Annotated in this window: 21 protein-coding genes; 13 read left to right on the top strand and 8 right to left on the bottom strand. The window is 39.7% G+C overall.

Features of this window, described 5'->3' with window-relative positions; translation table 11 throughout:
• The first annotated feature begins 159 nt into the window (after window positions 1-159).
• Complete coding sequence (locus tag CWB77_RS04025) at window positions 160-858, top strand: 2'-5' RNA ligase family protein (protein WP_054202143.1); 699 nt, start codon at window positions 160-162, stop codon at window positions 856-858.
• Window positions 859-903: 45 nt separating this feature from the next.
• Here CWB77_RS04025 and CWB77_RS04020 read toward each other — a convergent pair whose 3' ends face one another.
• Window positions 904-1,290: a DUF4112 domain-containing protein gene (locus CWB77_RS04020; protein ID WP_010391373.1), complete on the bottom strand. Its 387-nt coding sequence runs from the start codon at window positions 1,288-1,290 to the stop codon at window positions 904-906.
• A 290-nt stretch (window positions 1,291-1,580) separates the two neighbouring features.
• On the opposite strand from CWB77_RS04020, the gene CWB77_RS18580 reads away from it, so the two are divergent.
• The 5 genes from CWB77_RS18580 (at window position 1,581) to CWB77_RS04000 (ending at window position 4,191) form a co-directional block, all read left to right on the top strand.
• On the top strand, window positions 1,581-1,835 hold the full coding sequence (locus tag CWB77_RS18580) for a DUF6795 domain-containing protein (protein ID WP_248527719.1): 255 nt from the start codon (window positions 1,581-1,583) through the stop codon (window positions 1,833-1,835).
• Window positions 1,781-2,131 carry a DUF6795 domain-containing protein gene (locus tag CWB77_RS18775; protein ID WP_308200103.1) on the top strand — a complete coding sequence of 117 codons (351 nt, stop codon included), beginning with the start codon at window positions 1,781-1,783 and terminating at the stop codon, window positions 2,129-2,131. The genes CWB77_RS18580 and CWB77_RS18775 overlap by 55 nt, the downstream gene beginning before the upstream one ends.
• The gene (locus CWB77_RS04010) at window positions 2,128-2,337 is read left to right on the top strand and encodes a hypothetical protein (protein WP_138621478.1); all 210 of its coding nucleotides are present in this window, start codon (window positions 2,128-2,130) and stop codon (window positions 2,335-2,337) included. Before CWB77_RS18775 ends, CWB77_RS04010 begins: the two co-directional genes overlap by 4 nt.
• A 71-nt stretch (window positions 2,338-2,408) precedes the next feature.
• Complete coding sequence (locus CWB77_RS04005) at window positions 2,409-3,023, top strand: DUF6795 domain-containing protein (protein WP_055011736.1); 615 nt, start codon at window positions 2,409-2,411, stop codon at window positions 3,021-3,023.
• A 13-nt stretch (window positions 3,024-3,036) separates the two neighbouring features.
• A complete protein-coding gene (locus CWB77_RS04000; RefSeq protein ID WP_138621476.1) occupies window positions 3,037-4,191 on the top strand; it encodes a lipase family protein in 1,155 nt (384 codons plus the stop codon).
• A gap of 62 nt (window positions 4,192-4,253) precedes the next feature.
• Here CWB77_RS04000 and aroC read toward each other — a convergent pair whose 3' ends face one another.
• Together aroC and prmB are read right to left on the bottom strand one after the other, a co-directional pair.
• Window positions 4,254-5,351: a chorismate synthase gene (aroC, locus tag CWB77_RS03995; RefSeq protein WP_138621474.1), complete on the bottom strand. Its 1,098-nt coding sequence runs from the start codon at window positions 5,349-5,351 to the stop codon at window positions 4,254-4,256.
• Window positions 5,352-5,442: 91 nt separating this feature from the next.
• Window positions 5,443-6,378 (bottom strand): 50S ribosomal protein L3 N(5)-glutamine methyltransferase, encoded by a 936-nt coding sequence (gene prmB / locus CWB77_RS03990; protein ID WP_076918988.1) that lies wholly within the window; start codon window positions 6,376-6,378, stop codon window positions 5,443-5,445.
• Between the two features lie 298 nt (window positions 6,379-6,676).
• On the opposite strand from prmB, the gene smrB reads away from it, so the two are divergent.
• A complete protein-coding gene (gene smrB / locus CWB77_RS03985) occupies window positions 6,677-7,234 on the top strand; it encodes an endonuclease SmrB (protein WP_138606237.1) in 558 nt (185 codons plus the stop codon).
• A gap of 17 nt (window positions 7,235-7,251) precedes the next feature.
• Window positions 7,252-8,175, top strand: coding sequence for an AEC family transporter (locus tag CWB77_RS03980; RefSeq protein WP_138606239.1), 924 nt, complete (start codon window positions 7,252-7,254; stop codon window positions 8,173-8,175).
• 54 nt (window positions 8,176-8,229) lie between these two features.
• Here the strand turns inward: CWB77_RS03980 and sixA are convergent, their stop codons facing one another.
• Window positions 8,230-8,706 carry a phosphohistidine phosphatase SixA gene (gene sixA / locus CWB77_RS03975; protein ID WP_171043249.1) on the bottom strand — a complete coding sequence of 159 codons (477 nt, stop codon included), beginning with the start codon at window positions 8,704-8,706 and terminating at the stop codon, window positions 8,230-8,232.
• A gap of 183 nt (window positions 8,707-8,889) precedes the next feature.
• Here sixA and CWB77_RS03970 point away from each other — a divergent pair, with 183 nt between their 5' ends.
• Both CWB77_RS03970 and CWB77_RS03965 read left to right on the top strand, forming a co-directional pair.
• Window positions 8,890-11,613, top strand: a complete 2,724-nt coding sequence (locus CWB77_RS03970; RefSeq protein ID WP_138621472.1) for an insulinase family protein — start codon at window positions 8,890-8,892, stop codon at window positions 11,611-11,613.
• Window positions 11,614-11,664: 51 nt separating this feature from the next.
• A complete protein-coding gene (locus tag CWB77_RS03965; protein ID WP_138621470.1) occupies window positions 11,665-13,905 on the top strand; it encodes a sensor domain-containing protein in 2,241 nt (746 codons plus the stop codon).
• On the opposite strand, the gene CWB77_RS03960 is transcribed toward CWB77_RS03965, so the two are convergent.
• Together CWB77_RS03960 and efpL are read right to left on the bottom strand one after the other, a co-directional pair.
• Entirely contained in the window at window positions 13,902-14,105 is a 204-nt protein-coding gene (locus CWB77_RS03960; protein WP_075170587.1) for a hypothetical protein, read from the bottom strand. The genes CWB77_RS03965 and CWB77_RS03960 overlap by 4 nt on opposite strands.
• Window positions 14,106-14,252: 147 nt before the next feature.
• Window positions 14,253-14,825 carry an elongation factor P-like protein EfpL gene (efpL, locus tag CWB77_RS03955; protein WP_010391355.1) on the bottom strand — a complete coding sequence of 191 codons (573 nt, stop codon included), beginning with the start codon at window positions 14,823-14,825 and terminating at the stop codon, window positions 14,253-14,255.
• 193 nt (window positions 14,826-15,018) lie between these two features.
• Here efpL and CWB77_RS03950 point away from each other — a divergent pair, with 193 nt between their 5' ends.
• Window positions 15,019-15,405 carry an MmcQ/YjbR family DNA-binding protein gene (locus CWB77_RS03950; protein WP_010391352.1) on the top strand — a complete coding sequence of 129 codons (387 nt, stop codon included), beginning with the start codon at window positions 15,019-15,021 and terminating at the stop codon, window positions 15,403-15,405.
• Window positions 15,406-15,492: 87 nt separating this feature from the next.
• Here the strand turns inward: CWB77_RS03950 and fadJ are convergent, their stop codons facing one another.
• Entirely contained in the window at window positions 15,493-17,685 is a 2,193-nt protein-coding gene (gene fadJ, locus CWB77_RS03945) for a fatty acid oxidation complex subunit alpha FadJ (protein ID WP_138621468.1), read from the bottom strand.
• Window positions 17,685-18,995: an acetyl-CoA C-acyltransferase FadI gene (gene fadI, locus CWB77_RS03940; protein ID WP_010391348.1), complete on the bottom strand. Its 1,311-nt coding sequence runs from the start codon at window positions 18,993-18,995 to the stop codon at window positions 17,685-17,687. The genes fadJ and fadI overlap by 1 nt, the downstream gene beginning before the upstream one ends.
• A gap of 329 nt (window positions 18,996-19,324) precedes the next feature.
• Here fadI and CWB77_RS03935 point away from each other — a divergent pair, with 329 nt between their 5' ends.
• Both CWB77_RS03935 and CWB77_RS03930 read left to right on the top strand, forming a co-directional pair.
• Window positions 19,325-20,281 (top strand): AAA family ATPase, encoded by a 957-nt coding sequence (locus CWB77_RS03935; protein ID WP_054202134.1) that lies wholly within the window; start codon window positions 19,325-19,327, stop codon window positions 20,279-20,281.
• Between the two features lie 3 nt (window positions 20,282-20,284).
• Window positions 20,285-21,229 carry a DUF58 domain-containing protein gene (locus tag CWB77_RS03930; RefSeq protein ID WP_054202133.1) on the top strand — a complete coding sequence of 315 codons (945 nt, stop codon included), beginning with the start codon at window positions 20,285-20,287 and terminating at the stop codon, window positions 21,227-21,229.
• The last annotated feature ends 3 nt before the right edge of the window (window positions 21,230-21,232 follow it).

Here is a 21,232-nt window from a genome sequence, read left to right as displayed (position 1 = left end):
CAGAGAGTTGAATACTGCTAGAAACAATATCCATAATCCGTATGGAGCTAAAGTAATATTAGTCACAAAATCAAAAATATAAAACTTTATGCACTTATTTACTGATCACTTAATTGCGCTTACCATATGCCAACCAAAAACCTGAATTGACTCACTCTTATGGTTAAACAACACAGCTCTTTATCGTGGCTATTTATCTCTTTTACTTTTTTAACACTCTTGGCTACTTCTGCCAGCAGTTATGCAAAAAGCATAAGTATTAACGTATTTGCTATTCCTTCTAAGCCTATTGTTGAGCTAGTCGCTAACACCAGCGATGAATTGGCTACGCACCAAATTACTACGTTTTACCAACAAGGGTTACCCGTGCATGCCACCTTGTATTTAACGGATTACCCACTTGAAGCACAAAACGAAATTAAGCAAATGGTTGAGCGCATTGTAAAAGAACATCAGTCGTTTGAGATAAAAGCCAATGGATTTAGTGTATCACCAAGTAATTGGGCATTTATAAACTTAGAAAAATCATATCAATTACAACGATTGGCAGATGAGGTTACTCTCAAGCTTGAGCCGCTTCGCGATCATCAAGCACCAGTGCCAAGTTGGGTAAAGCATTACCCTAATAAACTTGTGGCTTTTGAACGTTATGGCAGCCCTAATGTATTTCAAAATTTTCAGCCGCATTTAACCCTACTTGCAAATGAGAAAAATCCTGCATTAGCGTTAGTACAAAAAGCGCTGCACGCTGAGCCGCCGCAGGCACAAGGGGAAATAATTGGGATTGGAATTGGAGTGTCTGATCAATTTGGTCAACAAAAAGAAATACTCGCTAAGTACTTTTTTGATGCCAAATAAATAGTTAATAACAGGGCTAATTACACACTTATTAACTTAAATGGTTTATGGGTTTGTAGTTAGCTTATCTGTTAAATGTTTTTTAAGTATGCGGGTGTTACGCGTATTTGCTTTAAACATGGCATCAAAAATATCTCCAAAAAATGGAATGAGCCCGCCAACAAAATCAATCAACATATTTATAATAATACGGCTTTTTACTCGCTTGCTAACACCTAAGCGCTGCGCTTCAATTAGTACATAGCCAGATAAAATAAGCCCTGCTAAATCACCTATCACAGGTAAAAGCCCAATCAGCGACTCTACACCAAATTTAAATTTAGTAAACGGAATACCAATGCTGCTATCGGTAAAGCGGCTAAACTCTTCGAGTCGTTTTATGGTGGCTTTATATTCAGTTTGTGAGATGGAAGCTTGATTGTTTTTTTGCATACTAACAGCTCTCTTATTTTTAGGTGCGCTGAGCACATTTAAATTATTGAGCGGCAATAAAGATGTATAGCCTGTATATACTAAACGCAATACTTTACACTAAAAGTATCAAAGTTCGAGGCTATATAAAAGCTTACTGTAGATTCATTTTAAATAGTGTACTCTCATCTTTAAAGTCCAATAATATGCAAGGATTGCCTATAAATAAATCTAGTTACAGCTCTCAATTCACTATTTTGTTTATTATTGCATATTTGATTATTTTCCCAGTCATTAGTCAAGGAGGAGATATGTTTAGCTGGTTCAAAAAGAAAAAAGAAGTATTTCTAAGCCCTGAAGTCAATGGTGTTGTTACAGACAATGGTACACCGGTTGCCAACTTAGAAATCATTCGCTCATTAATCTACATAGATGAAAAAGTCCACCGAGATACTGCTAACACAGATCAAAATGAGCGCTTTCATTTTCCCAAAAAAACAATTTTCCCTCGATTCCGAATAAACTTATCGTTGAAAACCGTATTTCCCAAGAAATATTTATCCTAAATGATGATAATAAAATTGAGCTCTGGAGTGCTAATCAGTCTGGAATTAAAGAAATACCTGAATATACCAACAGATTAGCATTCATAAATTGCGAAATAACAAATAAATTAGTCAGGTTTGAATTCAAAAATTACAATAATGAGCATTTAAATAGGATAGCCTCCAGTATTTGTAGATGGGAAGATGACTATATACCAACACATATAATAGAGAACGGAGAGATAAAGTACAAAATACATGATGGAGATTTCAATAAGATTACAGAGCTTTTTACAGAGAAGGAGGTTGAGTTATGAATAATAAGTTGGCACCTAGCACAGCTGCGAGCGTTGCGGCAAGAGTATTTAATATAAGAAAAAGTAACAGTTATAAAAGAGAGTTTGAAATAGATTTTATTGAAAACTTTAAAGTCACCAACAAACAAATAAAAGACGTTAGTGGCGGTTTAATCAAGCAACTGCTAAATCTGGTTACTCAAATTACAGGCTCTCTGAGAGGTTAAAAAGAGGGCATTTCACTTTACATGTGTTTTATTCTCAATTAGAGTTCAATAAAAATATGCAAGGATTGCCTATGAATAAATCTAGCTATAGCCCTCGATTCATTATCTTATTAATTCTTGTTTGTGTGATTATTTTTCCAGCCATTAGTCAAGGAGAAGATATGTTTAGCTGGTTCAAAAAGAAGAAAGAAGTATTTTTAAGCCCTGAAGTCAATGGGGTTGTTACAGAGAATGGCACACCAATTGCCAACTTAGAAATAATACGATCATTAATCTACATAGATGAAAAAGTCCACCGAGATACTGCAAGCACAGATCAAAATGGACGTTTTCACTTTCCCAAAAAAACGATCCTTTCCTCAATACCAAATAAGCTAATAGTTGAAAACCGTGTTTCGCAAGAAATATTTATTGAAAATAATGACACCTTAATCCCCCTTTGGATTGCAACTCAGTCAGGTATTGATGAAGTCCCTGAGTATAGTAAAAAACTATCACTTTTAAATTGTGAAATAACTAATCCTCACGTTGTATTTGAATTTAGAAATCAAAAGAATATACACCGTAACTATGTAGCACAAAGTATTTGCCGATGGGAAGAAGACTTTTTACCTTATAAACTTTTAAAAGGTGGTAAAGAGTACCAGATAAATAACTACGACTTAACAGATTTAACTGAAAGATAGAAGGAAGATTGACATGGAAAAAGTCCAAGCAATATTACCCCCAAATATAGCTGCCACTATAGCGGCTAGAGTTTATGATATAAGAACATCTACGTCATTTACAAAAGAATTAGGACAAAGTTTTGATAGAGATTTTAAAATCACCAACAACCAAATTAAAGGTGTTAGTGGTGGCTTAATCAATCAACTTCTAAACCGCACTACAGGTTTCGCTTTAACTGCAGAAGGTGCATCACAACAATTTGAAGGCCACCATATTATTGGCATTCGTGGTACCGTTTTTACTTCCTGCGCTGATTGGCTAACAAACTTAAACGTAGCAATTACCCATGGCCCTAAAAACTTAGAAGTGCACTCTGGCTTTGAAAAAGCCTTTACCAGCATGAAGCCGATGTTTGCAAGTTATGTCAAACAGCATAAGCCTAAATGTTTGCACCTTGTTGGCCATAGTTTAGGTGGTGCGATTGCCCAACTATCAGCAATATGGGCAAGTGATCAAGGTATTCCCACCAATTTATATACGTTTGGTGCGCCAAGGGTAGTGCTAAATCATTCGGTGCATTCAGCTGCACACAATGTTGGTCAGTACCGTGTAACGCACGGTGCAGATCCTGTACCCTGCGTACCAGCTTGGCCATTTAGTCATACCTCAAGCGAATACCAAACGGCGATGAATGAAGGATCGTTTTTTAATATTGGTGCACACTCTATGGAAGAAAACACACCCGGTTATGTTAATACTGTAGCTGCACACAAAGATTATGGAAGCATGGAAAGCTCACTAAAAACTCTTCACTATAATCATACAGTTTTAAAATATGCTCTGCGCTATAACGTGACATTCTCACTTAGATGGCAGCGAATTATTACCGATGGCTTAATTACCTTTTTAAAGAAAACTGGCCAATACGCCTTTATTTCTGCACAAGCAGGTCTTAGCGTTGGGTTAACTTTTTATGATATTTTAGCGCGATGCTTACATGAATCTGTGGTTAAGTTTGTAGAGCTTACAGAAGAGTTAAAGGGTTTAATTGGCCATATGCTTGCTTTTGTAGGTAAAGCGTCATACGAGGTAGTAGAGCTCACAACTCAATTTATCCGTTGGGTGTTAGGTTTAATGATTAAAAAACTCTATATGGTTGCGAAACAAGCCATTGACCGTATTTAAGTATAGTCAGTTATGTAAGTGCGGCATCAAATATCAGCCGCATTTATTATAATTAAAGGCGCTTAAATAGCGCCTTTAATTGGCCCATGTTCGTGGTGTACATGTGGGTTTTGACCGCGTTGACGAAGTAAATGATCCATTAAAGTAATAGCCATCATTGCCTCAGCAATCGGAATAGCACGAATGCCTACACAAGGATCGTGACGACCTTTGGTGATCATTTCAACCGCTTCATTTTCCGTGTTAATACTATTACCGGGAATAGTAATGCTCGATGTCGGTTTAAGCGCAATTGATGCGATTATATCTTGCCCCGTTGAAATACCTGCAAGCACGCCGCCGGCATGATTTGAGGTAAACCCATCAGGGGTTAACTCATCACGATGTTCTGAGCCTTTTTGCTCGACTACATCAAAGCCATCACCAATTTCAACGCCTTTAACAGCATTAATACTCATTAATGAATGTGCAAGTTCGGCATCTAGCCTATCAAATACTGGCTCACCTAAGCCAACAGGCACATTTTTAGCTACTACTTTTACTTTAGCGCCAACCGAGTCACCTTGTTTTTTAAGGTCACGCATATATTCGTCAAGCGCTTCAAGCTTGCTAACGTCTGGGAAGAAAAACAAGTTATTTTCCACTTCGTCCCAATCGTAGTTTTCGGCTTTTATTGGCCCTAATTGGCTCAAGCATGCTTTAACTTCAATACCATGAAACTGTTTTAAATACTTTTTAGCAATGGCGCCTGCGGCAACTCGAATAGCGGTTTCACGCGCAGATGAGCGGCCACCACCACGGTAATCGCGCAGGCCGTACTTATGCCAGTAGGTATAGTCACCGTGACCTGGACGAAACACGTCTTTAATTTTGCCATAATCTTGTGAACGTTGATCGGTATTTTCAATTAATAAACCAATGCTGGTACCGGTGGTTTTACCTTCAAAAACACCCGCTAAAATTTTAATTTGGTCGCTCTCACGGCGCTGCGTGGTATAGCGGCTTTGCCCTGGTTTTCGTCTATCTAAATCGTGTTGTATGTCGGCCTCTGTTATCTCAAGGCCTGCTGGCGTGCCATCCACAACGCCGCCTAATGCAACGCCGTGGCTTTCGCCAAAGGTGGACACTTTAAATAACTGCCCTATGCTATTACCTGCCATTAACTTTCCTCATTCCTAATGACTTATAGCCGAGAATTATCTCGGCTATAGTGTTACCCAGCCATTTGGGATGAATGGCTAGTATTAATAATTACTGTGCAAAGTAGGCATCTAGTTGTTGCTTGCTAATAACAAACACCCCTAATCCGCCTTGTTCAAACTCAATCCATTCAAATGGTGCGCCTGGATACAGTGCATCCATATGTACCATAGAGTTACCTACTTCGACAAATAACAAACCGTTATCTGTTAGATGCTCACTAGCTTGATCTAAAATAGTACGTGTTACATCAAGGCCATCGTGACCCGATGCTAACCCAAGCTCTGGCTCGTGATGGAATTCACGTGGTAAATCAGCCATATCTTCAGCATCAACGTACGGTGGGTTTGCTACGATTAAGTCGTATTTTTGCCCAGGCACACCACTGAATACGTCAGACTGGATCGGTAATACGCGCTCACTTAGTTGGTAATCGGTGATATTGATATCAGCCACTTCAAGCGCTTCATAGGATATATCAACCGCATCAACTTGCGCATTTTCGAATGCTTGTGCCAATGCAATCGCAATACAACCCGATCCCGTACATAAATCTAAAATACGCCCTACTGACTCTGGCTGCTCTAGCCAAGGTGTAAAACGATTATTAATAAGCTCAGCAAAAGGCGAGCGAGGAATTAATACACGTTCATCCACATAAAATGGCATATTGGCAAACCATGCAATGTTGGTCAGGTATGGAACTGGGGTAAAATCGTTAATGCGCTCGGCAATTAAGCCTGCTAAACGGTTTTTTTCAGTGCTAGTTAAACGGGCATGCATCAGCTCTTTGGGTGCATCAATTGGCAAGCTAAGTGCTGGTAATAACAAACTTACCGCTTCATCCCATGCGTTATCGGTGCCATGACCAAAGAAAATACCGCTACTTGCAAATTGACTTGTCGTCCAACGAAGCCAATCATGTAAGGTTGAAAGTTCTGCAACAGCTTCATCCAGGGTTGCTTCTTCTATTAGTAATTCACTCATCAGTATTATCTGCCTGCTACTTTCAAAAAATAAACTCAATCGAGGCACAACTATGGGCCCCATGATTGCCCTATTGTATACCCAAGCCACCTCTAGGTGCGAGTGACAGTTAGAATTAAAGGTAATTTAAACAAGGCATTGATTGCAAGTGTAATAGTCACTCTGTTGTTCAAATCAATAACGCAGTATAAATCGCTTTTAAATTAACCTTATTGGCGCTGCACTATGCACCTCAAAGCTACTTGGGTATCACACCTTTTTACTCGATTTTTACCACTTTTTTGTTTAGACTGCCGCTATGAAAAAAGATCCCCACTCAAACAGCCTAATTAGTCCTGATGACATTGACTTGTTTCGTCAAAGTATCAGCGGTGCGCGCGTGTTCAAACAAGACACTCACCGTTTTAGTAATAAACCTAAAGTGTCACAAGCGAAGCAATTTGCCCAGCAAAAAAAGCAACAACAATCAGAATTTTTCTTTTCTGATGAATATGTGCCAGATATAGACACTAACGGTACTGTTAATTATGTGCAACAGGGTCAGGATCGTTTTTTAGCGAAACAACTTCGTCGAGGGGATTTTATACCTGATTTAACTCTAGACCTGCATGGCTTAAATAAAGAAGTAGCCAAAGATGAACTCGCAGGGCTTATTCATGAGTGTAAAAAAAAGCATTATTACTGCGCCTGTGTTGTACACGGAATTGGCGGCCATATCCTCAGGCATAAAGTGCCGCAATACTTAGTGCAACACCCCGATGTTATTGCTATGCATCAAGCACCGCTCGAATATGGCGGTAAAGGTGCGGTACTGATATTAATTAATTTACCGCAAAGTGATGAGTTTAGACGCTAATCAACAAGAGCCTTTTAGTGCATATATTTTCGATTATATTCCCGCTTATATTTATTGTGCTATGTGGCTACATTGCTAGCCGCAGTGGCTTTTTAGAGCGTATCCATATAGCGGGATTAAGTAAGTTTACTTTTTATATTAGTGTGCCGAGCTTTTTATTTTTAAATATGGCCAAAGCAGACTTACAAACCAGTGTCAGCTTAAATGGCTTTTTAAGTTTTTACATTCCGGTTATTTTAATTTACCTTTTTGCCCTAATTATTGACCGCTACATTCTCTCTAAAAAACTTCAATACGAACGCCATAGCGTGTTTGCTCTTGGCAGTAGCTATTCCAATACTGTATTGGTGGGGTTACCTATTATTATTGCAGCATTAGGCGAGCAAATGATGGGCATTATTTTTATGATCATTACCTTTCATAGCGCATTATTGTTCACCCTTACTTTTTTAATTAGTGCAAACAGCGCTAGTCATGTGTTTTCCTGGTCAGCATTTTCCAAAAATATGCTACTCAATCCAGTGGTGTTAAGTATTAGCACTGGTTTATTGGTTAATTTGGCAGGGATTACTTTATTTGCTGACTTAACTAAGGGCTTAGCGCTTTTAGCCGAACCAGCTATTGCTTGTGCGTTATTTGTATTGGGCGCTAACTTAGCTTTTTATAAAATTAGCGATAACTGGCAAGCAGCGGCCATTGCCAGTCTATTAAAATTAGTCATATTACCTGCCTTGGTATTATTGCTAGGCACACACGTATTTACACTTAATGAGTCACTGTTAAAAGTACTGGTGCTATTAAGTGCATCACCATTAGGCGTTAATGCCTATTTAATTGCATGCCAAATAAAACAACACCAAGATACCCTAGCCAGTGCGGTAGTTTTATCTACAGTATTAAGTGTGTTGAGTTTTAGTGTGTGGTTAACCATTTTACTTTAGATATATGCCTAACCACGTTTTATTGTCAGGCTTTAAGCTGGGGAGGTTCGTAGTTTATACGGTTACATTAGCTGGCGCATTTATGGTGATGTAATCACTTTTATGGCTCGCTTCATCATAACTAATTTGGGCAACAGCACCAGTATTAAAAATTGGCATATTACCAGCGCATAGCTGATCAACCAAATAGCTCACCATAGGCATGTGGGCAACAACAAGCCAGGTATCGCATTCTGGGTGAAGCGCAATTAACGTTTCTAAATAATCTGCAGCAACTTGAGGATTGCCCTCAGGAATAACATCGTGACAAGTTTCTTCAAATAAAAAGGTATTATTTTTTTTAACAGCCTCAGCCGTTTGCTGCGCTCTTACATAGGGGCTAACTAACAGGCCACTGGGAGCGTGCATTTTTTGCAACCATAGCCCCATTTTTTCAGCTTGCTGCTGACCCACAGAAGTCAAATTTCTACTGACATCATCAGAGTGCATCGGTGTTGCTTCACCATGACGCATTATCAAGATTGTTTTCATAAAAAATCAACCAATTAAAGAATATAAAACAGTAGCCAATTTGCTCGAATTTCCGCTATATTAATAACTCAAACCTATTTATTTTCTTAAAATAGTTCTTTCATGATGTTCAGGTAAATAGCGTCGCATTCCTGAAGTTATCATCTGTTGTTAACAATTTACGTTTAGTTTCAGGAGCATCATTTGAAAATCAGCACCAATGATAACAGAGCTTACCGCACACTAACACTGGACAATGGTCTAAAAGTGCTTTTAGTGCGCGATCAGGACTCAGCAAAAGCGGCAGCCTCTATGGCAGTTAACGCTGGTCACTTTGACGATCCTCTTGATAGGCAAGGCTTAGCGCACTTTTTAGAGCATATGTTGTTTTTAGGTACGGATCTGTATCCTGAATCCGGTAGCTTTAATAATTTTGTCTCTCAATCTGGTGGTAACACCAATGCCTGGACTGGTACGGAACATACCTGCTACTTTTTTGATATTAATAACAATCATATTGAATCGGCGTTAGCACAATTTAGCCGTTTTTTTATAGCGCCCGCCTTAAATCCCGCAGAAACCGAAAAAGAACGTAATGCGATTGAGGCTGAGTTTAAATTAAAGATTAAAGATGATGGCCGGCGCATCTATCAAGTGCATAAAGAAACGGTTAACCCTGCACATCCGTTTGCTAAGTTCTCTGTAGGCAACCTACAAACATTAGCTGATAGAAAACGCTGTATTAGTGATGAGTTACGCGACTTTTTTAATCAGCATTACCAAGCTCAATGGATGACTCTAGTGATTTGTGCCAGTGAATCATTAGATACACTAGAAGCATGGGCAACTCAGCATTTTTGCCAAATTAAAGGCAAACAAGGTAAATTAAAACCACCTATAGAGGCACCGCTTTATCGCAGCCAAGACTTGGGTAAGTTGCTCCATATTGAGCCACACAAGCATGTACAAAAGCTGATTATTAGCTTTGCTATGCCAAACATTGACGATTTTTACCGTCATAAAACTGTTAGTTTTATTGCCCACTTACTAGGGTATGAAGGACAAGGCTCGTTGTATTCAGTACTAAAAGAACAAGGCTGGATCAATGCTCTTTCTGCCGGAGGTGGCATCAACGGTAGTAACTTTAAAGATTTTAATATTAGTATGGCGCTGACCGATGAAGGCATTGAATACTACGAAGATATTATTGAAATGGTATTTGAATACATTTGCTTAATAAATAACAACATCGGCAAACTCCCTCGCCTTTATCAAGATAAGCAAAAGCTGCTGCAAATCGCATTTGATAACCAAGAAAAATCTCGGCTGATTGACTGGGTCAGCAATTTAAGTATTAACATGCAACATTACGATGAAGTTAATTACTTACAAGGCGACTATTTAATGGAAGGCTTTAAAGCCACCACTCATGAAATGGCGATGCAATGGTTAACCCCTCATAATATGCGTTTAGTGCTGATTCATCCGGGTGTAGAGCCTGAACACACAGCCGCTTGGTATAACACACCGTATAAAATTGAAAAATTGTCACTGCATTGGCTCGAAGCGCTGGCACAAATTAGTCAGCCACAAGGTGAAATGTTATTACCTACCGCAAACCCTTATTTAGCTAAAGATGTTGTTCTATATCCAATAGAGTCGCAGCAAGCTCATCCAACGTTACTGGTGAAAGAAGCTGGCTTTGATTTTTGGTTTAAACAAGATGCCACCTTCAGAGTGGCTAAAGGGCATTTTTATTTAGCCATGGACTCTGACTTTGCAGTTAAAGATGTAAAGCATATGGCATTGACTCGATTGTTTTCTGATTTGTTTATGGATAGTGTTGGCGAACAATTTTATCCAGCTGAACTCGCGGGCTTAAGTTATCACTTAACCTCTCACCAAGGCGGCTTAACCCTGCATACTGCAGGGCTATCTTCAAGCCAACTAGAGCTGGTTGATCAGCTAATTGATGCACTATTTAACGTAAAAATTTGTGCTAAACGCTTTGCTGAATATAAAAAACAACTGGTAAGGCACTGGCGTAATAGCAACCAAAACAAACCCGTTAGTGAGCTCTTTAGTATTTTAGGCGCTAAAATAATGCCATGGAATCCACAGCCTGACGAGTTAGCAAATGCACTTAAAGATACCTGTTTTCATCAGTTTAATGAGTTTAGACAGGCGTTTTTTAATGCACTTCATGTTGAGTCTTTTTTACATGGCAATTGGCAACAAAATGAAGCGCTTGAGTTTCAGAAAAAGGTGGCACTGCACCTTAAAAAGTCAGCCGTTATAGAAGATTTAAAGCGCCCACTCTTTGAAATTACCAAAGTGACTCGTTACGAATTAGAGCTCGCTTGTAGCGATAATGCCATGGTGATTTATTATCAAGCATTAAGCGATGATGTTGATGAAAAAGTAAAAATGATGGCGCTTAATCATTTAATTAACCAAGATTATTTCAATGAGCTACGGACCACACAACAACTAGGTTATTTAGTTGGTGCCGGTTATGCGCCCTTTAACACCCGTGCCGGAATTGCTTTTTATATTCAGTCACCTAAATTTGAACCAAGCACATTACTGCACAGGCATAATGTGTTTATTAGTCAATATTTATCAACCATTGATGAACTGACAGAGCAAACCTGGCTGCAACAAAAACATGGGCTAGTGACGCATATTGCCGAAAAAGACAAAAATTTGCGTTTACGTTCACAACGTTTATGGCTTGCAATTGGCAATGGCGATCATCAATTTAATATGCAGCAACGCCTGCTAGATTCTTTAAACGCATTAACGCTTGAAGATTTAAAAAACTATGCAGCTGAAATTTTTGATGCTGATCGCCCAAGATATGAGCTTTTAAGCGCTAAATCTGTGAATCAATCGGAGAATCTACCACTTTATTCGCATTCTCTTTGACTCTTGCTCGCGCTTGATTTAGATTGTCTTTTGTAAATAAGAAGTAAGACAATGAACAAAATAAAAATAATAAAATACATTCTGTTGTTGGCCACTTTGGTCACCGCCTACTCTGCTAGTGCATTCGAGTCATCATTTAGCTTGAACTTAAATGCGCTAGTCGTTAGCGTGTGTGCAATAATGTCATTACTGTTAATTTACTTTTTAACAGTTTTTCACTCACTCAAGCGCTCACATTCCCAATTACAGCAATCTGAAAAACGCTTAAAAAGTACCGTAGAAGGTAGTGGTGACACGCTTTGGGACTGGAATATAAAAACCGGCAAAGTTATTCGTATTAACGACAAGTACGTGTTGAATAACAACAATCTAGTAGAATTCCCACCTAATAAAAGCCTTATACACCCTCGTGATTTAACTCATGTAGATTACCTACTAAAAAAACACTTTGCTGAAGAGAGTACTTTTTTTGAAGCTACTTATAGAATTAAAGATAGCTTTGGTAAATGGCATTGGGTACTCGACCGTGGAAAAATAATTGAAAAAGACGCAAACCTTAGCCCACTGAGAATGACTGGCACGGTGAGAGATATTTCTCAGCTCAAATCAACCGAAGAACGACTAAATCTATTTGCAAAATGCGTTGAGTCACTCACGGATGCACTGGCTATTTATGATAAAGATTTTAAGCTTGTTGATATTAATCCAAGCTTTTTAACTTTGTTTGGCGGTGTGCGTGAGCAATACCTTAAAAAAGAATTTCATTTAGCCGGTTACGACAAAAGCTACATAGAAACCATAAAAGACACCGTTCGAAAGCACGAGCATATTCAAGAAGAAGTAAAGCTGCGCAATAGCGACCATGCCCTACTGCCATTTGAAATTTCGATAGATGAAATTAAAAACGCGCAAAATCAAATAACTAATTACGTGGTGGTGTACTCTGATTTAACCGAGCGTAAAAAAACGGAGTCAGAGCTCAATAATTTATCCAATCGAGATCGCACCACCAGCTTACCTAACCGTAATTTATTTTTTTCTGATTTAAAAAAACTAGCAAAGCAGCATTCACACCATGCATTGTTAGTATTTGATTTAGATAACTTTAAAAAGATAAATGACTCATTGGGTCATCAGTTAGGTGACAGCTTGCTGGCAAAGCTTGCTATGCGCTTAAATAAGCTTACCCGTGAAAATGATGTATTTTATCGCCTTGGCGGCGATGAATTTGCGCTGGTTATGTCAAACACCAACGATATTCTCACTATCACCCGTATGGCTAAACAGTTTTTAGCGGCAATAGCTACACCGTTTAAAATGGCAGGTCATGAACTTGCTATCACCTCAAGCGTGGGTATAGTACTGTTCCCTGAAGATGGTAACACCCCCGAAATACTATTAAAGAACGCCGATACCGCTATGTATCATGCGAAAAAGAAAGGTAACAGCTACTTGTTCTTTAATGACACCATGAACCGCCAAGCAGTAAAGCGACTACAAATAGAAAACCTAATGCGCTTTGGCTTAAAAGAAGATCACTTTGAGGTATATTATCAGCCTAAAATGAATATTCGTACTGGTAAGCTTGCTGGAATGGAAGCGTTAGTGCGTTTTATTACGCCGAAAAAGGGGGTTATTAGCCCGGGGGTATTTATTCCAATCGCCGAAGAAACAGGGCAAATTATTGAAATTGGTGAAGTGGTTTTAAACAAAGCTTGTCGTGACGTAAAACAATGGTTAGACGCTGGATTATTTAACGCTCGTGTTGCGGTAAATTTATCAGCAAAACAATTTAGCCTACCCGATTTAACTTCGCGCATTGATGTGATTTTACAAAAAAATGAACTGCCCTCTTACTTTTTAGAACTTGAGATCACCGAAGGCACCGTAATGGACGACCCACAAGAAGCCATTGCGATTATGCGCTCTTTAAGTGCCCGCGGCATTCATTTAGCTATGGATGATTTTGGTACTGGGTATTCGTCGCTGGCGTATTTGAAACAGTTTCCACTAAATACGCTTAAGATAGATAAAGCCTTTATTGATGATATGAAGACAGAGCGTGGCCGCAATATGGTGGACTCTATTGTCACTATTGCACATAACCTTGATTTACATGTAGTTGCTGAAGGTGTAGAGCAAGCCTCACAAATAAGCATACTGGAAGAGCTTAACTGTGAAACACTTCAGGGTTATTACTACTCTAAACCACTCTCAAAAGATGAATTTACTGCGTTTTTAAAACAACAACAAAGCCAATCAAAACTCAGTTTAATTAGAGCAACAAGTTAGGCACGCCATAGGCACGTTTTTATGCCGGTATTGCGTATTAATGCACGTCGGTAATGTAGATTAAATAAACACCACGCTGCAGGTCCCAACAATCCGCCTAAAAATAACCAGCGCTTCACAGGCATACCTTTTTTGATGGTTTCAATATACATAAGTGCGATAAACACACCGCTCAGTAAAATAAATAATACCATGGTCATCAAACTGCTTAAAAATTGAGGCGCGTATAATAGCGTTTAACTGGCTAAAATTAAAGCAACGTATTATTTAATTGTAGTCCTTTAAATCAGACACAAAAAAGCCGAGCAACTTAAAAGCTCGGCTCTCAATTATCAATTCATCACAGCTTATTTGTCAGCACGACCCATAAACTTATGCTCGGCAGTATTAATGCGGATGCGATCACCCGTTGAAATATGCTCTGGTACTTGGATCGTTAAGCCCGTTGATAAGCGTGCAGGCTTTGAGCGAGCGCTGGCTGAAGCTCCCTTAATTGAAGGGTCGGTTTCTTCAACAACAAGTTCAACACTTGAAGGAAGATCAAGACCTACAGCAGTACCGTCAATTACAATAACGTGCACACCTTGGGTTTCTTCATTAACAAATTGAATTTCTTCCGCTATGGCGTCTTTATTTAAATTGTAAGGCGTGTAATCTTCATTATCCATGAAGACATACTCATCCCCATCAATATACGACAGCATGGCTTCACGACGGGTTAAATCAGCAAGATTAAGCATATCGCTGTCTTTAAATGTTTCGTCAACTTTACTACCCGTTACTACATCGTATAAACGCATACGGTATAAACTACCACCAGCACGACCTTGTGGTACTGAGCGTACGATATCTTTTACTACTAATACACGGCCATTAAAGTCAATAGCCGTCCCTTTTTTAACATCACTCGCCTTTGGCATGGGTGAATTCCTATTGTTTTTTTGATTGCGAGAAACATACCACGAAACTGATTTTGTTCAACAATAAAGTGATATGATTAGCTTCTTACTTCGTATTGACTTATAAATCTGTAATTTAGACTGAAACACGTGTTATCTAGTGGCAAAAAGCTGCTATGGTTAAGTTATCGATTATGACCTCAAGGAATGGCTCATGAACCAACAAACTGTACATACTTATTTAATGAACAAACCGTTAGTTAAACTAACGCAACCTTTTGCTAAAGATGTTGATGTATATAAAGTAAACCATAAGATGTTCGCCACCCTTGCACTGAGCAATGAGGGTGAAACCGATGAAAACGGCGAACCTATTTGGTGGCTAAACTTAAAGTGCGACCCTGATGAAGCACAGTCATTACGTGATATTTTTCCTTCGGTGATTCCAGGTTATCATATGAATAAACGCCTTTGGAATACAGTGATTTTAGACGGCTCAGTACCACAAGGTGAAATTGAGCGTATGATTGATAATTCATTTAATTTGGTGGTCGACAATATGCCAGATAAAGACAAACAGGCTATTGAAGCCTTACTGTAAATAAGCGTCTATATCTCTATATTTACTGATAATCAAACATAAAAAAAAGCCGCATAATTTGCGGCTTTTTTACGTTAACTTAAGACATTAATCTTTGTGTTCAGTCATCTCATTTTGAGTATCAGTCGATTTATTATCTACCTGCTCTGACTCAACTTCAGCTGTTTTAGTGGCTGTAGTGTAAAACTTATCGCCCTTATCAGCCATTGCAACCAGTGATTCACAGGGTGCAAAAATCGCATTGCTGTTAGCCAGTGTAGACATATCAGAGCTTATTTTACTCGCACCTAATCTGTCCATGTAGCTAAACGGGCCACCTAAGAACGGTGGGAAACCAATACCAAAAATAGCACCAATATCACCATCACGCGGGCTTGCGATAATACCATCATCTAAACAACGAGCCGCTTCATTAAGCATTTGTGAAACACAGCGCTTAGCAATCTCGTTTTTATTTAAACGTGGGGCTGGGGTTACACCTAGTAGCTCATAGACTGACTCATCAACCTTCTTACCTTTCTTGTCGTATTCATAAAAGCCACGACCTGTTTTACGACCAAGACGTTTTGAATCAATCATGCGTGAGAAAGCATCGGGTCCTTTAAAACGCTCACCCAATTCTTTTTCAAGAATTGGCGCAATTTTAGATCCAATATCAATACCTACTTCGTCCAGCAATGCCAACGGTCCAACAGGAAAACCAAACTCGACTAAAGCCGCATCTATTTTTTCAATCGGCTCACCAGCAAGCATTAAGTTAGCCGCTTCATTAAGGTATGGCGCTAAAATACGGTTTACATAAAAACCAGCCATATCTTTTACCACAATTGGCGTTTTACCTTGCTTACGTGCAAAGTTAACTACACGAGCAATGGTTTCTTGTGACGTGCCTTCGTGAGGAATGATCTCTACCAGTGGCATTTTCTCTACTGGCGAGAAATAATGTAAACCAATTACATTTTCAGGACGTTCTGCTTTTGCTGCAATTTGAGAAATAGGTAATGACGAAGTATTACTTGCGAAAATAGTATTCGCTTGGCATTGCTGCTCAACATCAGCAACCATACCTTGCTTAAGCTCTAAATCTTCAAATACCGCTTCTATCACTAAATCTATGTGCTTAAAACCGCTGTAATCAGTGGTGCCAGTAATGCGGTTCATGGTTAACTGCATATCGGCTTTTGACATAATACGGCGCTTAAGGCGTTTATCTAAGATTTTGTATGTGTAGTTCATGGCATTACTTATGCCCTGCTCTGCCACATCTTTAATACGTACCGGCAATTTAGCCTTAACCGCACTTACATGGGCAATACCTGCGCCCATTAATCCGCCACCTAACACAGCAGTTTTACTAATCGCAGGAGCGTCATCGTTGCGCCATTCTTTTTTCATTTCAGTGGTTGCAAAGAAAATACCGCGAAGTGCTTTAGACTCATCACTCATTACTAACGTAGCAAAGCCTTCGGCTTCGGTTTTATACGCTTTCATTTCATCAAGCTCTACGCTTGCACGAACCGCTTTAATAATCGCAAGCGGCGCTGGGTAGTGACCACCGGTTTTTTTAAGTACGTTTTCTTTAGCTTTTTTAAAGATAAAGTTACGACCAAACGGGTTTGATTCTAATAGCTTACTGATCTTATCAAGTTTAGGCTCTTTAGCTTGTGGCTTTTTCTTCGCCGCAAACTCTTTGGCCACTTTTAGCAGTACGCTTTGTGGTACACAATCATCCAATACACCGGCTTTTTTTGCTTGTTTTGGACGAATTTGCTTACCAGTTAGCATCCACTCAAGGGCTTTTTGAATACCCACGATTTTAGTTAAGCGTTGTGTACCACCACCGCCAGGCAATAAACCTAGTTGTACTTCTGGTAAACCAATTTTAGTTAAATCGCTATCTGTACCAACGCGATAATCACATGCTAAAGCAAACTCTAAACCACCGCCTAAAGCAGCGCCGTGAATAGCACTAACCGTGGTATACGGTAGTTTTTTCATATCAAAAAATGCTTGATGGCATAATTCGCTGATAGCTAATGCATCTTCGCGTTTTTCAACGCTGTCTAGCATTTTCACATCAGCACCGGCAATGAAGTTATCACTTTTGCCACTAATAAATACCATACCTTTCACTGCATGCTCTTTAGCTTGTGCTAATAATGCTTTTAAATCATCAGCAAAGCTGTCACGCAGGGTATTCATTTTTTCACCCGGCACATCAATGGTTACCACGGCTATTTTGTTATCATCAACCGTTAAATTAAATACTGAATCTGTCATTACGCACTCTCCAATACAAAGGCTGCACCTAAACCACCCGCAGCACAGGCAGTCGTTAACGCTAAACCACCGCCACGACGCTTAAGCTCGTATAAGCTTTGTGTAATTAAACGCGCGCCGGTTGCCGCAAATGGGTGACCATAAGCGAGTGAACCGCCGTTAACGTTAAACTTATCCATGTTAATTTCACCTATGGCTTTATTACGCCCTAAGTGCTCTTGTGCAAATTTATCTGAAGCAAACATTTTCATATTCGCTAAGGTTTGCGATGCAAACGCTTCATGCATTTCTATAAGGTCTAAATCAGCTAACGTAATACCTGCTCTATCAAGCGCAATAGGCGTTGAGTGGGCAGGCCCCATTAGCATGTCTTTTTCTACGCCTATAGCTGAAAACGCAAAACTGCGTACGTAGCCTAATATTTCGTAACCCAATGCTTTTGCTTTGCTTTCGCTCATCATTAACACTGCAGCTGCGCCATCGGTTAATGGGGTTGCATTAGCGGCAGTCACAGAGCCGTGCTGACGGTCAAATACGGGTTTAAGCTTAGCGTAGCCTTCAACCGTTGAGTTTTTACGAATATTGTTATCTTCTTCAATAAAGCTTTTATAAGGCGGTAAGTGCGCCGTCATTACTTCATCTTTTAACTTGCCATCGGCCCAAGCTTGAGTTGCTAATGAGTGAGAACGATGTGCTAAAGCATCTTGATCTTCACGGCTAATATTATGGGTTTTAGCCATTTGCTCAGCTGTTTGTCCCATTGATAAACCCGTTGAGTACTCAGCAACCGCTGGCGGTACTGGTAATAAATCTTTTAAACGTAGTTTTGAGAATATTTTTAAACGCTGACCAAGCGTACGGGCTTTGTTTAAATCGACTAAACTGCCGGCTAATTTTTTACTTACACCAATTGGCAATACAGACGATGAATCGGCACCACCAGCAATACCCACGTTTACAGAGCCTGCCATAATAGATTCGGCAACATTTGCAATTGCTTGAAAGCTAGTTGCACACGCACGTGACACTGAATATGCATCAACGCCAACTGGCATACCTGTACCTAATACAATTTCACGTGCAATATTTGGCGCTTCTGGCATTTGTACTACTTGACCAAAAACCAGTTGATCGATTTCTGACTTGTCGAAATTTAATCGCTCAAGCATTTCATTAACTACTAGCTTACCCATATCCAATGCAGGTACATGGTGAAACGCAGTTGCTTGCTTAGCAAAAGGAGTACGTAGGCCGCTTACAATGGCAATACGGTCGCCTTTTGGTGTTTTAAGTATGTTTTGCTCAGACATTTATTATTCTCTCCCGCTGACAGGTCAGACCTGTATGTTTTCCTCGATTCTAAACAACCCGTGTGATAAAGCCAATAGATAAACGTAAATTAATCATAAAGCGCCATTGTAAATCACTACATACATTGTGTAAGGGTAATACAATAGGCTTTTTTAGCAGGTTTTACAAAGTTTTGTGTTAGGCTAAAAAGCGTTAAAAAATAACGAACTATTTTCAAAAAATCAGTCTAACTCTTGAGTTATCCACTTATAAACCTTATAACTAGCTCAGTATTTGTTACCTAACCACTTTAGGTATTATTTAAGCTGACGAGGACAGTCCACTTATTATGGCAGCTAACGCATTTTCAAACTTAAAAACGTATTTAGACACCCAAATTATTGGCCAGCCAGCGCTCACTCAAGCACTCTTAATTGCTATATTAGCCGATGGTCATTTACTTGTTGAAGGCCCTCCGGGGCTTGCAAAAACGCGAGCGGTTAATGCTTTAGCAAAAGGTATTGAAGGCTCGTTTCAGCGTGTTCAGTTTACCCCAGACTTATTACCTGCCGATGTAACCGGCACTGATATTTATCGTCAACAAACCAGTGAGTTTGTGTTTGAAAAAGGCCCTTTATTTCATAACCTCATATTAGCGGATGAAATAAACCGAGCACCAGCAAAAGTACAGTCAGCTTTATTAGAAGCAATGGCCGAGCGCCAAGTTACTGTGGGCAAAAATACGTATCCACTTAGTGACCTGTTTTTAGTGATGGCAACACAAAATCCGCTTGAGCAAGAAGGGACCTACCCACTACCTGAGGCGCAATTAGACCGCTTTTTATTACATTTAAGTATTAATTATCCAGGGGCTGAGCACGAACTTGATATTTTACGCCTAACCCGTGGTGAAGCACTTAATGATGAAGTTCCAGTGCTTGAGCAAATTTCGCAAGCAGAGCTGTTTGCCGCTAGAAAAGCGATTTTGGGTCTGTATTTAGCAGAGCCACTAGAGCAATACTTAGTTCAGTTGATTATTGCTACTCGAGAAGGCGCAAACTTAGATGAGCAACTTGGCCGCTGGATTGAGTACGGCGCCAGCCCACGTGCCACCATTGCTTTGGATAAATGTGCCCGCGCTCATGCGTGGTTAAGTGGTCGTGATTTTGTATCGCCTGACGATATTCAAGCTGTGGTACATAATGTATTACGCCATCGTATTATTTTAAGTTACGAAGCACAGGCCGATGGTATTACAAAAGATCAGGTTATTAGCCGTATTGTTGAACTAGTAGCTGTACCTTAAGTTATGCAAACACACTTTGATTCTCAGGCATGGCTTAAATTAAGTCATAGCCATGGTGTTAATTTATCGCTTAAAGAGCTGATGTATTATAAAGCAAAAGCGCAACTGCTTGAGCTGGCACCTAAAGTTAGAATAAAAAACACCTTAGCGGGGCAATATCTAGCGCCGCATAAAGGCCGTGGCATGGAGTTTGCCGAAGTGCGCCATTACCAACACGGTGATGACATACGCTCTATTGATTGGCGGGTCACGGCTCGTACCGGTGAAACCCACACCAAACTTTTTCAAGAAGAAAAAGAACGCCCGGTATTTGTATTTACTGACTTTTCAAACTCCATGTTATTTGGCTCTCAATTATTATTAAAGTCGGTGCAAGCTGCACATATTAGTGCCTTGGTTGCGTGGTCTGCTTGCCAACGTGGCGATAGAATTGGCGGTGTTGTGTTTAATCAGCACTCGCATTTAGAGCTTAAACCTAGTGCCCGTGAAAAGGCCGTGTTAAAGCTGTGTCATAATTTATGCGACGCCCATCAGCAGGCACTTGAAAATATTGATAAACCTGCCAGTAATAACTTTAGTGACAACCTTAAGCGTTTAAATCACTTAGCTAAACCCGGTAGTTTGGTTTATATCGTATCCGATTTTAACGCCTTAGATGACGCCAGCTTTAAACAACTCGAATTACTTGCGCGGCACTGTGAGTTAATAGGCTGCCATATTAGCGACCCCTTCGAGCATAAGTTACCTGCTTTCCAACAAGCGGTTACGGTAAGTGCTAATAATCAGCAGTTTGCCCTCCCTTTGATGGATAACAGTTTTAGAGAACGATTTGCCAAAAATGCCGAGCAAGCATTTAGCGCGCGTATTAATCGTTTAACAAAATCTGGGCTTAACCTATTATCATTCGATGCAGCCACTGCGCTGGAACTGCAATTAGTGAGAAGATAAATC

Origin of the sequence: Pseudoalteromonas sp. S1610, assembly GCF_005887465.1 — a bacterium.
Taxonomy (GTDB): Bacteria; Pseudomonadota; Gammaproteobacteria; order Enterobacterales; family Alteromonadaceae; genus Pseudoalteromonas; species Pseudoalteromonas undina.
The sequence above is the reverse complement of the archived record's forward strand: the minus strand, read 5'-3'. Positions and strand labels throughout refer to the sequence as shown.